Origin of the sequence: Acrocarpospora pleiomorpha (assembly GCF_009687885.1) — a bacterium.
Taxonomy (GTDB): domain Bacteria; phylum Actinomycetota; class Actinomycetes; order Streptosporangiales; family Streptosporangiaceae; genus Acrocarpospora; species Acrocarpospora pleiomorpha.
In genome coordinates, this window is sequence record NZ_BLAF01000006.1 from 194,440 (window position 1) to 207,005 (window position 12,566).

Annotated in this window: 12 protein-coding genes; 9 read left to right on the forward strand and 3 right to left on the reverse strand. The window is 71.0% G+C overall.

What is annotated here, in order from left to right; all coding sequences use genetic code 11:
* Nucleotides 1-20 precede the first annotated feature (20 nt).
* The 9 genes from Aple_RS05315 to Aple_RS05355 all read left to right on the forward strand — a co-directional run bounded on the left by Aple_RS05315 (nucleotide 21) and on the right by Aple_RS05355 (nucleotide 9,827).
* Nucleotides 21-2,900: a hypothetical protein gene (locus tag Aple_RS05315; RefSeq protein ID WP_155343324.1), complete on the forward strand. Its 2,880-nt coding sequence runs from the start codon at nucleotides 21-23 to the stop codon at nucleotides 2,898-2,900.
* On the forward strand, nucleotides 2,900-3,790 hold the full coding sequence (locus tag Aple_RS05320; protein WP_155343325.1) for a hypothetical protein: 891 nt from the start codon (nucleotides 2,900-2,902) through the stop codon (nucleotides 3,788-3,790). The genes Aple_RS05315 and Aple_RS05320 overlap by 1 nt, the downstream gene beginning before the upstream one ends.
* A 7-nt stretch (nucleotides 3,791-3,797) precedes the next feature.
* Nucleotides 3,798-6,533 (forward strand): phage tail protein, encoded by a 2,736-nt coding sequence (locus Aple_RS05325; RefSeq protein WP_155343326.1) that lies wholly within the window; start codon nucleotides 3,798-3,800, stop codon nucleotides 6,531-6,533.
* Nucleotides 6,534-6,546: 13 nt separating this feature from the next.
* Complete coding sequence (locus tag Aple_RS05330) at nucleotides 6,547-7,215, forward strand: hypothetical protein (RefSeq protein WP_155343327.1); 669 nt, start codon at nucleotides 6,547-6,549, stop codon at nucleotides 7,213-7,215.
* Nucleotides 7,215-7,535 (forward strand): hypothetical protein, encoded by a 321-nt coding sequence (locus Aple_RS05335; protein WP_155343328.1) that lies wholly within the window; start codon nucleotides 7,215-7,217, stop codon nucleotides 7,533-7,535. Before Aple_RS05330 ends, Aple_RS05335 begins: the two co-directional genes overlap by 1 nt.
* A 124-nt stretch (nucleotides 7,536-7,659) precedes the next feature.
* Nucleotides 7,660-8,424, forward strand: a complete 765-nt coding sequence (locus Aple_RS05340; RefSeq protein ID WP_155343329.1) for a DNA-methyltransferase — start codon at nucleotides 7,660-7,662, stop codon at nucleotides 8,422-8,424.
* The gene (locus Aple_RS05345; RefSeq protein ID WP_155343330.1) at nucleotides 8,421-9,200 is read left to right on the forward strand and encodes a peptidoglycan recognition protein family protein; all 780 of its coding nucleotides are present in this window, start codon (nucleotides 8,421-8,423) and stop codon (nucleotides 9,198-9,200) included. Before Aple_RS05340 ends, Aple_RS05345 begins: the two co-directional genes overlap by 4 nt.
* Nucleotides 9,201-9,294: 94 nt before the next feature.
* Nucleotides 9,295-9,546, forward strand: a complete 252-nt coding sequence (locus tag Aple_RS05350) for a hypothetical protein (RefSeq protein WP_155343331.1) — start codon at nucleotides 9,295-9,297, stop codon at nucleotides 9,544-9,546.
* A gap of 5 nt (nucleotides 9,547-9,551) precedes the next feature.
* Nucleotides 9,552-9,827, forward strand: coding sequence for a hypothetical protein (locus Aple_RS05355; RefSeq protein ID WP_155343332.1), 276 nt, complete (start codon nucleotides 9,552-9,554; stop codon nucleotides 9,825-9,827).
* Nucleotides 9,828-9,967: 140 nt separating this feature from the next.
* On the opposite strand, the gene Aple_RS05360 is transcribed toward Aple_RS05355, so the two are convergent.
* From Aple_RS05360 to Aple_RS05370, 3 genes are all read right to left on the reverse strand, one after another.
* Entirely contained in the window at nucleotides 9,968-10,222 is a 255-nt protein-coding gene (locus Aple_RS05360) for a hypothetical protein (RefSeq protein WP_155343333.1), read from the reverse strand.
* 167 nt (nucleotides 10,223-10,389) lie between these two features.
* Nucleotides 10,390-12,192, reverse strand: coding sequence for a 3'-5' exonuclease (locus tag Aple_RS05365; RefSeq protein WP_155343334.1), 1,803 nt, complete (start codon nucleotides 12,190-12,192; stop codon nucleotides 10,390-10,392).
* Nucleotides 12,193-12,287: 95 nt separating this feature from the next.
* Nucleotides 12,288-12,566 (reverse strand): hypothetical protein (locus Aple_RS05370; RefSeq protein ID WP_373869569.1); only part of this gene is annotated, 279 nt, incomplete at its 5' end.

A 12,566-nucleotide genomic window follows, 5' to 3' on the forward strand; every position in this document is an offset into this window, starting at 1 on the left:
GCACAGGGCGGGGGTGGGTCATGGCCACGCTCAAGACCTTGATGGTCCGTCTGGGGATGGACACCAAGCGGTTCAAATCCGGCGTCACCCGCTCGCTCGGGCTGCTGGATTCGCTGATCGCCCGCTCGGCCAAGCTCAACGGACTGGCCAAGGTCAACGCGCTGGCCATCATGGCCAGCGGCGCCCTGCAGCTGACCTCCGCGCTGCTGCCGGCGCTCGGGGTGGTGGCCGCCTTACCGGCCGCGCTGGTCGCCGTGAAGGTGGCCACCTTGGTCACCAAGGTCGGAATGCAAGGCATGGGCGAAGCCATGTCGGCGGTGGCCAGCGGAGACGCCGCCGCCCTGGACGCCGCCCTGAAGAAGCTGTCTCCGGCGGCGCAGGGCGTGGTCAAGCAGCTGGCCGGCCTCAAGAAAAAGGCCTGGGACCCGCTACAGAAAGCCGTCCAGCAGAAGCTGTTCGAGAACGTCACCAAGCCGCTGGCGGCCGCCACCGCCAACGTGCTGCCGGCAGCGAAGAAAGGCATGGTCGGGGTAGCGGCCGAGATCAACGGCGTGGGGCGGGAGGGCCTGCGCGTCGCCGCCACGCCGTTCTTCCGCGGCGAGTTGACCAAGGTGTTCGCCGGCACCGCCGGCGTGGTCAAGACGCTCAAGGGCGGGGTGTCGCCCCTGGTGACCATCCTGCTGCGGCTGGCCACGCTCGGCCTGCCCCTGGTCAAGCAGTTCCTGGCCTGGGCGATCGGCGGCGCCAAGACGGCGGCGGCCTTCCTGGCGTCCGAGCGCGGCGCGGCCAAGATGACCGCGATCATCCAGCGCGCCGGCGCGACCCTGGCCACCCTCGGCCGGATCGCCGCCAACATCGGCGCCTTCCTGGCCGGCATCTTCAAGGGCGCCAACACCGACGGGGCCGGCCTGCTGGCCACCATCGAGTCGCTGACCGCGCGGATGGCGGCCTGGTCTTCCTCGGCCGCCGGTCAGCAGCAGCTGGCCACCGTCTTCGGGCTGATCGCCGACACCGCGCGCGAGCTGGGCCCGATCCTGAGCGTGGTGGTCGGGCCGCTCGGCGCGATCGCCGGCCTGATCCTGTCCCTGCCCGCGCCCGCCCAAGGCGTGGTCACGCAGGTGCTCGCGTTCGCCACGGTGGCGGGCCTGCTCGGCAGCAAACTCGCGCCGCTGGTGAGTGGGCTGCGCCTGCTGTACGGCGGGGCGCTCAAGCTGGGGCCCGCCCTGGTCACCGGCAGCGCCGCGGTGCAGCGGTTCGGTGTGACCGTGGCCACGACCGCGGCCGGGTTCGTGATCAACGCCGCCAAGATGGTGGTGGCCATGACCACCACCGCGGCGCGCGTGGTGGCCGGCTGGGTGCTCATGGGCGCCCAGGCACTGGCCCAGGCCGCCCGGGTGGCGCTGGCCTGGCTGATCGCCATGGGCCCGATCGGCCTCATCATCGCCGCCGTGGTCGCGGTGGTGGCGTTGATCATCGCCAACTGGGACAAGATCAAAGAAGTCATCGCCGCGGTCTGGGAGTGGATCAAGGACAAGACCGGTGCCGCCTGGGACTGGCTCAAATCCAAGATCCAAGCCGGGGTAAAAGCGGTCGTCGCAGCCGTGACCTGGCTAAAGGAACTTCCCGGGAAGGTCGCCGCCTGGTTCTCCCAGCTCGCGCAGTCGGCGATCAAGAAAGCCGGCGAAGTCGTCGACTGGCTGAAGGGCCTGCCCGGCAGGATCCTCAGCGCCCTAGGCAATCTCGGATCGCTGCTGCTCAACGCCGGTAAGGATCTGCTTACAGGCTTGTGGAACGGGATCTTGGGCCTGGCCGGCTGGCTCAAGGACAAGATCTTGGGCTTTTTCAGCGGGATCATGCCGGACTGGGTGCGCAAGGCCCTCGGCATCGCCTCGCCGTCCAAGGTCATGGCGCTCATCGGAAAGATGATCAGCTACGGCGTGGCCAAGGGCATGGACGACGGCCTGGCCAAGATCAAGGCCAGCGCGGCGAAGCTGACGGACCTGGTCAAGAAGGCCCTGGACGGACCGAAGGAAGACCGGCTGGTCGCCGTCATCAAGTCGGGCACCGCCAAGTTGCGCGACCTGGTGACCGAACGCAACGCGCTGCTGGAGGTCATGAAGGCGGCCCAGGACAAGGCCGCCGAGGTGACCGACGCCGCCCGCAGCTTCGCCGGCCTGACCAACCTGGGAGACAGCGCGACCAGCGCGGCCGGCATCCAGCAGGGCCTGCAGCAGCGGCTCAGCCAGTTGAGGCAGTTCGGGACGGCGATCAAGAAGCTGGCCAAGCGCGGCCTCAACAAGGCCCTGATGGGGCAGATCATCGCGGCCGGCCCGCAGGAGGGCCTGTCCCTGGCCAAGCTGTTCCTGGACGCCGACTCGGCCACGTTCGGCGCGATCAACTCCGCGCAGGCCGGCATCGACAAGGCCGCCAAGAACGTCGGCAACACCGCGGCGTCCGCCCTCTTCGACGCGGGCAAGCAGTCGGGCAAAGGCTTCCTGTCCGGCATAAAGTCCCAGATCAAGACCCTTGAGTCGCAGATGGTGGCTATCGGCAAGTCCATGGCCGAGGCGATCAAGAAGGCGTTGAAAATCAAGTCGCCGTCCAAGGTCATGTTCGGCGTCGGCGGCAACACCATGCTGGGCATCCTGCGCGGCGTGATGGCCCGGCGGGCCCGCCTGCTGAAGGCGGCCTCCAAGATCGCGATTGCTACCGGGGAGGCGCTCACCCCGCCGCCGCCGCGCTTCGGCGGCACGCCTGGGGGCGACGGGCCGGGCGGGCCCGGGCCCGGCGTGATGGGCAAGACGACCATCATCAACGTCACCACGCACAACCCGGTGGCCGAGCCCACCAGCAAGACGACCAACCGGACCCTGCAGTACGCCGGCGCCCTGGGGATGTGATGAGTACCTACAGCGTGGACGGCATCCCGCTCGACCACCCGAACGGACTGTGGACCCTGCAGCAGGGCACCGGCCGCCGCCCCTTCCCGGGGGCGCGCGGCGTGGAGATCCCCCTGGCCGGCCGCGCCGGGGAGATCCCCGTCGCCGGTGACACGATCGAACCGTTGGAGACCACCACGCTCGGCTTCACCTTCCTGGTCCGCGGCCGCGCACCCTGGGGTGGCGCGGGCAACGAGGAGGACCTGGAGCACAACCTTGAGGCCCTGGCCGCGGTGCTGTCCCCGCACGGACGGCTGGTCGACCTGCGCCACCACATCGGCGGGGACATGATCCGCCAGACCGACGCCAAGTTCATCAGCAGCAGCGAGCCCGAGCTGCTCGCCGGCGCGAACGCGGCCCGGGTCACGATGCTGGCCCGCATCCCCGGCGTCTACTGGCGGGACGTGCCCGAGCTCACCCACACCTGGAGCGCGGGCCTGCTGGACGAGACCGCCCGGGCGATCCCGGCGCTGTCCGGCTGCACCGCGCCCATCCCTGACGCGGTGCTGCGGGTGAAGGGCCCGGCCACCAACCCGGCCCTGTCCGACACGGCCAGCGGCGGCACCGTCGCCTACACCGGCACCATCAGCAGCGGCCAGTTCCTGCTGCTGGACTGCGCCGCGCTGACCGCCACCCGGGTCACCACCGACACCTGGTCGCCGACGGGCGGAACCGACGTCACCGGCAACGTGGACGCCACCGGCCCGGGCAGCGCCTACCGGTGGCTGCACCTGACCCCCCGCATCCACGCCGCCGACCCGCTGTCCCGGCTGATCCAGGTCTCCGGCACGGCCACCGGCACCAGCGACGCCAGCGGCCTGGCCGTGCGCGCCCGGAGGAGCTTCCGGTGATGCGCCGATGACTGCGTTCAATCTGCGGCTGAGGGCCTACCACCCGAACGGGGCCCGGCGCGGGCTGCTGGCCGCGCCCCTGTCCATCGAGGCCGGCATGCCGCTCGGCGACGTGCCCGCTCTATCCCTGGGCTACAGCGCCCACGCGCCCGGCTACCAATACCTCCTGCAGGCGGGCGAGATCGCGCTCGAGTACACCGCGCCCTGGACCAACGGGGCATGGGTCGAGCCGCCGGACGGCCGGTTCCTGCGGATCGCCCGATCCGGTGACGAGGTCGACCCGACCGGCGCCCGCGCCTACACCTGCCCCGGCTACGTGTGGCTGACCAAGAAGTGCATCCTGTACCCGCCCGCCGACTCAGCCGACCTGGTCGACGGGAAGAGGCCGTTCCTGGGGGTGAGCCCGGGCGCGATCCTGCGCACCTTCGTGCTGGAGGGCCAGGCGCGCGGGACGCTGGCCGGTCTGACGGTCGACTTCACCGCCAGCCACGACAGCGCCGGCCAGCCGTGGGCGTCGGTGATGACGGTCTACTACGAGATCGGCGTCGACCTGCTGACCGTCCTGATCAACCTGAGCGAGCAGGGCCTGATCGACTTCCGCACCTCCGGCCGGACGCTGCAGGTCTACAACGGCGACACCTTCCTCGGCCGGGACCTGGCCAGCGGCGGCGCACCGGTCGACCTGCGGATCGGCAGGGACATCACCGAGGCGCCCAGCGAGGGCACCTACGAGGAGGCCGCAGACGTGATCTTCGTGCAGGGCGAGGGCGTCCTGCAGCTGGAGGTCGACAATCCGACCGCGGACGCGCCCTGGGGGCGGTGGGAGCAGTATCTGGCCCAGGGCGGGGTGACCGACGCCGGCACCGCCCAGCTGCTGGCCGAGGAGGCGCTGGCGCGCGGCGGCCGCGAACGGGTGCAGATCACGCGCGGCATGACCCCGCACGAGGCGCGCTGGCTTCCGCTGGCCGACTACCGGCCGGGTGACCGCATCCTCGCGCCGGGCGACGCCGGGGTGATGGAGTCGCTGCGGGTCCGGCAGATCACGCTGACCAAGGACGAGGCCGGGGTGATCGGCGGAAACCTCGTCTTGAACGACAGATTCCTCGAGCGCGACATCAAGCTCACCAGGCGCTCGGCCGGGATCCTCGGCGGGTCGGCGGCCGACGGCGGAACCGGCGTCGACCCGGCGCCGGAGACGCCCGCCGGCCGGGTGCCCGCCGCGCCGGCCGGGCTGATCGTGGATCCGCTCGCCTATGTCGACGAGCACGGCTACTCGCGCGGCCAGATCACCGCGACCTGGGGATTCGTCACCCACGACGTCAACTCGGTGGCCATCGACATCGACTCCTACGAGCTGTACGCGCGGATCAACGAGGTCGGCCAGCCGTGGCAACTGCTGGTGGCCACCGACGCCGGCGACAACAACGCCACCTACAGCCCCTTGATCGTGGGAACCGAGTACGGGTTCAAAGTGCGTGCGGTCAGCGAGGGCACCAAGGGCGAGTTCAGCACTCCGTTCGCGATCGAGATCCCGGTCGACGTCACCCCGCCGCCCGTGCCCACCGCGCCTACCCTGTCCACCCGGCTCGGTGTCATCTACGTCACCTGGGACGGGCAGGGCCTGGACCCGTCCCTGGGGCCGATGCCGTCCGACTTCGACCGGGTGAAGATCTTCATGGGCGACGGGATCGACGCGGCCGTCGAGATCGGGACCTTCCGCGCGGCCGGCTCCTACGTGGTGGTCGGCGAGCCGTACAACGCCGACCGCACCTTCCACCTGGTGGCGGTCGACCGGGCCGGCAACGAGTCGGCCGCCAGCGAGGACGACACCATCGCCACCACCCCGCTGGTCGATACGGATCTGATCGGTGAAGTCATCGACGGCGCTCACATCCAGGACGGGACGCTGGTCGCCGCCGAGAAGATCGTCGCCGAGTCCATCACCGCGGCGCTGATCCAGGCGCTGGCGATCGAGACCGGCCACCTGGCCGCCAACGCGATCACGGCCGACAAGATCGACGCCGGGGCCATCACCGCCGCAGCGATCGCCGCCGACGCCATCGACGGCATGACCATCACCGGGGCCTGGATCCGCACCGCGGCGAGCGGCGCGCGGATCGAGCTCGCGCCGCCGGGCGCCAGCTATCCGGAGATCCGCCTCTACCCGACCAGCGGATCGAACTACACCAGCTTCACCTGCCGGGACGACATGTACACCGGCGAGGCCACGCTGCTGATCACCTCCGGGACCAACATCGGCGCGACGGCGGCCGCCGAGCTGCAGGTCGCCGCCGGGCTGGTCCGGATGCGCATCCGCAACGCCGGTCTGACCGGCGACAACGGCGGCATGATCGACGCCGCCGAGGGCTACTGCCAGGTGGGCTACAAGAACAACTCGTCGAACGAGCAGTACTTCTGGTTCGACTCCTCCGGCCGGACCCGCCACGTCGGCCGGTGGTGGGACTTCGCCGACCTCGGCCCGACCGCCGGCGTCCTGGCCGGCTCGATCACCTTCGCCGGGTCGGGCGGGTCACCCAACAGCCGCTTCCTGTCCTACGGCTCGACCATGAGCGGGAACATGGGGCCGGTCGCCCAGGTCCGCGACGGCGCCGCGGTCGGCAACGAGACCACCTTCGTACCCGTGCCCGCCGCGATCACCGAGTCCAACACCACCGGCTTCCGGATGAACAAGTCCGGCACGTCCGGGTTCGCCATGTACTGGTGGGTTCACCAGCACGCATAGAAGGGGGGCGGCGGTGGCGCAGCTGCTGCAGACCTGGGACGTCGAGCTCGGGTACACCGGACTGACCGGCCTGGAGGAGGGCCGGCCGGAGGACGTGCCGATCGGCGGGGAACCGATGTGGTGCATCTACCACGTGCACAAGGCCTCCGGCGCGCACGTCGACCACGCCTTCCCCCACTCGCTGTTTGAGTGGAGGTGCGCCGAATACGGCATCAAACCCGGCGACGTCGACACGCTGCTGGAGGTCGCCCAGTACGAGCCGTTCATCCCCGACCCCCGCGACACGCTGGTGTTCAACGACGAGGCGGCGAGGGCCATCCTGCAGGAGATCCACGGCCTGCCCGGCCCGCACACCCCCGGCGTGTCCGACGAGACCCGCCGCCAGGCCCACCTGCACCGCATCCAGGCCGTCAAGACCCACCGGATCAAGATCGCCGCCGCGCCGCGCAAGGAGCGCCAGGACGCCCTGATCTACGTCGGGTCCCGCCGCCAGGCCGACCCGCACCCGCTGGACCCCATCCGCCAGGGCCTGAGCCTGGACCCGCACCGCGTGGCCGCCCGCCAGCTCACCCTGGACCACCTGCGCGCCAGCAAGGAGCGCTTCGTGCTGCCGAGCCACACGCTCAAACCGCCGGGCGGGTTCGTCGGCATGCAGCTGCCCGCTCTGCTCGGGACAGCGTGATGACCGACCAGGACCTGGCGGGCGCCGTGGCCGAGCTGCGCCTGGTCGTCGTCCAAGGTCTGACCGAGATCCGGGGCCAGCTCGCCCTGGTGATTCAGCGCCTCGACCATGTGGACGCCCGGCACGCCGAGCTGGTGCGCCGGGTCGATGACGACCGCTCGGCGACCAACGCCCGGCTGGAGGAGCTCCACAAGGCGAACGAGCGATTCGTCACCAAAGAGGAGCACGCCGAGGCCCGCCGGCGCCTGATCGCCGTCGTGGGCGTGATGCTCACCGCCGCCGCCGTGGTGATCGCCCTGCTGTCACTCATCCGCGCGTAGTCGTACGCGCGCTGATCTCCTGGCCCGGGCTCCGCGGGGGTAGTCCGGGCCAGGAACCCCCGCACGGCCACCCCCTCCCGCCGACCCGCTCACCCGCACGGGTGTACGCGGCCAGGGAGCCCGCATGTCCCTCACCCATCACGTCCACCAGGGCGACGCGCTCGCCGTCCTGCCCACCCTGCCCGACGGGTCCGTCGACCTGGTCGTGGCCGACCCGCCGTACAACAGCGGCGGCCGAACCAACTCCGAGAGAAGCAACCAGTCCGCGCGGGACAAGTACGTCTCCGGCGACTCCGACGCCAGCGGCGAGCTGGCCGACTTCGCCGGCGGGGACAACCGCGACCAGCGGTCCTACACGTTGTGGTTGTCCCTGGTCCTGATCGAGTGCCTGCGGGTCAGCCGGGACGGCGCGTCCCTGCTGGTCTTCACCGACTTCAGGCAATTGCCCGCCACGTCCGACGCGCTGCAGATCGGCGGCTGGACCTGGCGCGGCATCGTGCCCTGGCGCAAGCCGATCAGCCGTCCGCAGCGGGACGGGTTCCGGCGCGAGTGCGAGTACATCCTGTGGGCCACCAACGGCCAGCCGCTGCGCCACGCCGAGCCCCTCTTTCTGCCCGGCCTGGTCGAGGGCTCGCAGCCCCGAGGCAAGACCCGGGTGCACATCACCCAGAAGCCCGTCCCGGTGCTGCGCCAGCTCATCCAGATCTGCCCGCCGGGCGGGTCCGTGCTGGACCCGTTCGTCGGGTCCGGCTCAACCGGTATCGCGGCCGCCGAGGAAGCCCGCTCGTTCGTCGGCATCGAGCTCGGCGCGCGGAACGCGGAGCTGGCTCGCCGGCGGGTCGCCGCGGCCTACGCCGCGGCCCCCGAGAAAGGAGAGAACAGCACATGAAGATCATCAGCAGGGAAGGGTGGAACGCCCGGCGCCCGGCCAGCACGGTGTACCGGATCACCTGGGCGCAACGCACCGAGTTTTACGTCCACCACACCGCAGGCCCTCGCGGCCAGTCGATCCGGTCCATCCAGGATTTCCACATCGACGACAACGGCTGGTCCGACGTCGGCTACAACTTCCTCGTCGACGAGGACGGCGTCATCTACGAGGGGCGCGGCTGGCTGGCGGTCGGGGCGCACTGCCCGAACCACAACCGCAGCGGCATCTCGGCCGCCTTCATCGGGAAGAACAACCCGACGCCGGCGGCGCTGCGGTCGATCCGCTGGCTGTATGAGGAGTCCTGCCGGCGGGCCGGGCGCAAGCTGCTGCGCCGCGGCCACGGCCAGTCCTTCCCGACCAGCTGCCCGGGGCCGCGCCTGCAGTCCTGGCTGAACGCGGGCATGCCGATCGACGACGAGCCCGCACCCAAGCCTGCGCCCCCGATCAAGATCATCATGAAGGGTGGCGTCCCGCAGTGGCCCGGGCGGCTGCTGATGGTGGACGAGCCCATGATGTTCGGCGAGGACATTCGGCTCTGGCAGGAGCGCCTCAAGACGCGCGGCTGGAACATCGACGTCGACAGCTGGTACGGGCCTGAGTCCCGCACGGTCTGCCGCGGTTACCAGCGTGCGACGGGTCTGCCGGAGAACGGCCGGGTGGACAAGGCGACCTGGGACATGACGTGGTCCTGGCGGCCGCCGCAGACCTCGCCCGAGGCCTCGGCCGACCGGTAAAGAAATATCACTGCACACCCCTGACCTGCCCACATGCGGCGGGTCTTCCTGTTTTCCGCCCTCATTCGAGGGCGGCATCCCGAGAAGGAGCACCATGAGTTTTGGTTTCGCAGCCGCCGGCACCCCCGCGGCGGTCATCAAGGCAGTCCGGGCTCAGCCCGGGTCCGGCGACACCAGTCAGCTGGATGCCGTCAAGGCGTTCGTCGTCTCGGAGCTGGAGTCCTGGCCCGAGGGCATGGCGGTGTCGGTGCAGGCCTCCGGCCACCACGGCCAATACGGCCGCCAGGTGACCCTGACCATCCAGGTCATCAACCTGGTCACCGACGACCCCGACGAGGAGGTCTAAGGGCCATGGGTGCCATCGTCAAACGTCAGCCGATCCTGATCAGGATGATCATCGTGATCGGGGTGGTCGCGCTCGGCCGCATTGCCGCGCTGCTCGGGTGGATCCCGCCGGACTGGGCGGTGTCCGAGGACCGCGTGCAGGACTGGATCGACGGCGGCCTGGTCCTGCTCGCCGCGTGGGAGGCGCGCCGGGTGGTCACCCCGGTTGCCGCCCCGCGCGACAACCAGGGTCGGGTCCTGGCGCCGACGGCGATCTACCCGCCCAAGCGGTCCGGCCTGTAACCTGGCCCGCGGACTCGTTATCAGGCCCCTCGGGGCCAGCCACGATAACCGGGCTCCGACCGCCCTCAGGGCGGCGACCCGAACAAGGCGCCCCCGCTCTCTTCGGAGAGCGGGGGCGTCCTTGTCGCGTTTCGAGATGGTCAGGCCCGGCGGCGGAACAGCGGGTAGGCCTCCGGCCGGCCCTTCGGGTCCGTGGAGACGCTCCAGTGGGCCATGCCCCAGCCGAGCGACTCGATCATCTCGATCATCTCGGCCCACCCGGATATGGACCCGGAGAAGTTGTGCTGCGTGGCTGGCGTGTTCAGCCGGGGGGCGAAGACCCATCGACCTTCCTGCAGGGCGCGCTCGGCCTCCTTGCGCAGGGCATCGAGCTTCGCGTCCTTGATGATCCCCATGGGGGCACCTCTTGTTCGTCAGCGTGGGGGACGGAGGTAAGGACGCTTCACGAGCCCCGGGAGTTCACCCTCGCCACGAAGCCGGATTTAGACGAGCGCCCATGATCACCTGCTCCGCAGTCCTCCGGAGAGCGGAAGGCGTCCTTTCGTGTTCCGGCCGGGCAGGGTCACCTCCCGCCGTGCGGCGTGCCGATCGCCTGCAGGACCCGCCGGGCGTCCAGCGCGTCGCCCCGGGCGCGGTGGCCACCGCCCAGCGCGAGCCAGTAGCCGACGCGCGCCCAGGTGGAGCGGGCGTCCATGATGCAGTCCCACCGATCACCGGCCGGCAGCCCGCCCGACCACAATCCGGCGTTGGCGTGGGTGGCCGCGATCGCCGCCCGGTCGAACGGCGCGTTATAGGCCAGCAGCCGGGCGCTGCCGACCGCAGCCAGGAACAGCGGGAACACCTGGTCCCAGGTGGGCGCCTGCCCCAGGGCCTCATCGCTGATCCCGTGCACCATCCGGGCGCCGTCCTCGACCGGCACACCGCCCGGGTTGACCAGGGTGTCCAGCAGCACGTCCCCGGTGCAGGCGTCCACGACGGCGATCTCCACGACGACGCCGGCAAGGCCGGTGGTCTCGGTGTCGATGACGACGGCGGCGCCGGGCTTGAGGCATTCGCGGGCCCAGCGGATCACCTGGCCCACCGCGGTGGACAGGGTGATGTGGTCGATGTGCTGGCGGGCGCCGCGGTGGGCCGACAGCGCGGCCGCGACTTCCGGCTTGGTGGGGTGGCCGTCCTCGTTGATCTCCCAGTCGATCTCCCACCGGTCGCCGGCGTTCCAGAAGTGCGGCCACACCTCCACCTTGTGGTCGGCGGCGAGCTGGGCGCAGAACGCGCGGATCACCTGGGCGCGGGCGGCCGGCAGCCGGGTGTGCTCGCGCAGCGGGCTGACCCCGCCGGGCTTCACCGCCCGGACGGCCTCCCAGTCGACGCCGGGCACCTCGGCCAGCGCGTCCTCCAGATCACCGACCTGGTACAGCGGGACCTCCACCGTTTTTCGTACGCCCACCTCGCGGGTCACCCACTGGACCGGCCGCACCCACCCGGCAGCTACGACGTAATCGAAGTCACGGCGCCGGATCTCCATGTGGACGGCGGCCTGCTCGGGGCCGAGCAGCTGCTCGCGCCGTACCCGCTCGATCAGCTCCTCATCCTCGGTCAGGGCCGCGACGTCGGTTCGCGCCCACCGGTCGAACCGGCCGGGCTTCATGCCTCGCTCACCCGCCACGCGTTGCAGGTCCTCCACGCGCCAGCCGAGCCAGTGCGCGGCGTCCTTGGCGGTGATCGAGGCGGCCATCCAGGCCTGCCGTTCGGTCACGATCTCGGTCAGGGTGGCCAGCCCGGCCTCATCGGCGATGAGGGCCAGGAGCGCGGCCACGTCGTACAGCGCCCACTTCTTGTACCAGTCCACCACGCTGGTCAGGTCGCGCCGGTTGAGTGTTGTGATGTCGGCGACGGCGACGTCCAGGCCCGTGCGCTCCGACAGCAGCGCGGCGCAGCGGTGCGCGCCCAGCGGGGCGGGCGGGATCGCGGCGCGGATCTCCTCGGCCCGGCCGGCGAGCTCCTCGGCCAGGCCCCGGGTCCACAAGAGGCCCCACGCGGAGGGGCGGTCGGGTCCGGGGATGACGCCGGCGTTGCGGCCGCGCTGGTAGTCGCCGTAGGTGATGCCCAGTAGGGTCATCAGCTCGTCGCCGTCCACGTCGTCCGGGATCGCGGTGGTGAGCTCCTCGCGCCGGGCTTCCAGCTGGTCGACCAGCGGGCCCGACCAGCGGGGCGTCTTCATGTCGTACGCCGGCAAGACGCCGGCGGCCAGGGCCCGGTTTACCTGGCCTGGGGTCCAGCTGAGGACCTCGGCGAGCTGGCGGTGGTCATGGGCTCTCTTGCGGGGCGCGGCGGCCGCCGCCGTGGTGGTGCTGTGGTCGGACACGTGCTCTCCTCATCAGCAGGGGATGCCCCCGAGCCAGACAGGCAGCGCTCATCTAAGCCGGGGGCAGTGACATTTCCGGGGAGATAGTTGAAATTTCAATCGGACTGCGGCGGTTCGGCCTCTTCCGCCGGCTGCGCCAGGGCGAGCCGCTCGGCCCGCTCGCTCTCGGCCAGCACCTCGGCCCGTTCGGCGCGCTGGCGCAGGTCGGTGGCGGCCTGGTCGGCCGCGGTGATGCGCTCCCGCAGCGCGGCCACCTGGTCGGCGTGCGCGGCGGCGAGCTGCTCGCGCGCCGCCGTGGCGTCGTCCCGTACGCGCACGGCCTCGGCCCGCGCGTCCTCGGCGACCTGCTCGGCCCGGGCCGCCCGCTGCTCGGC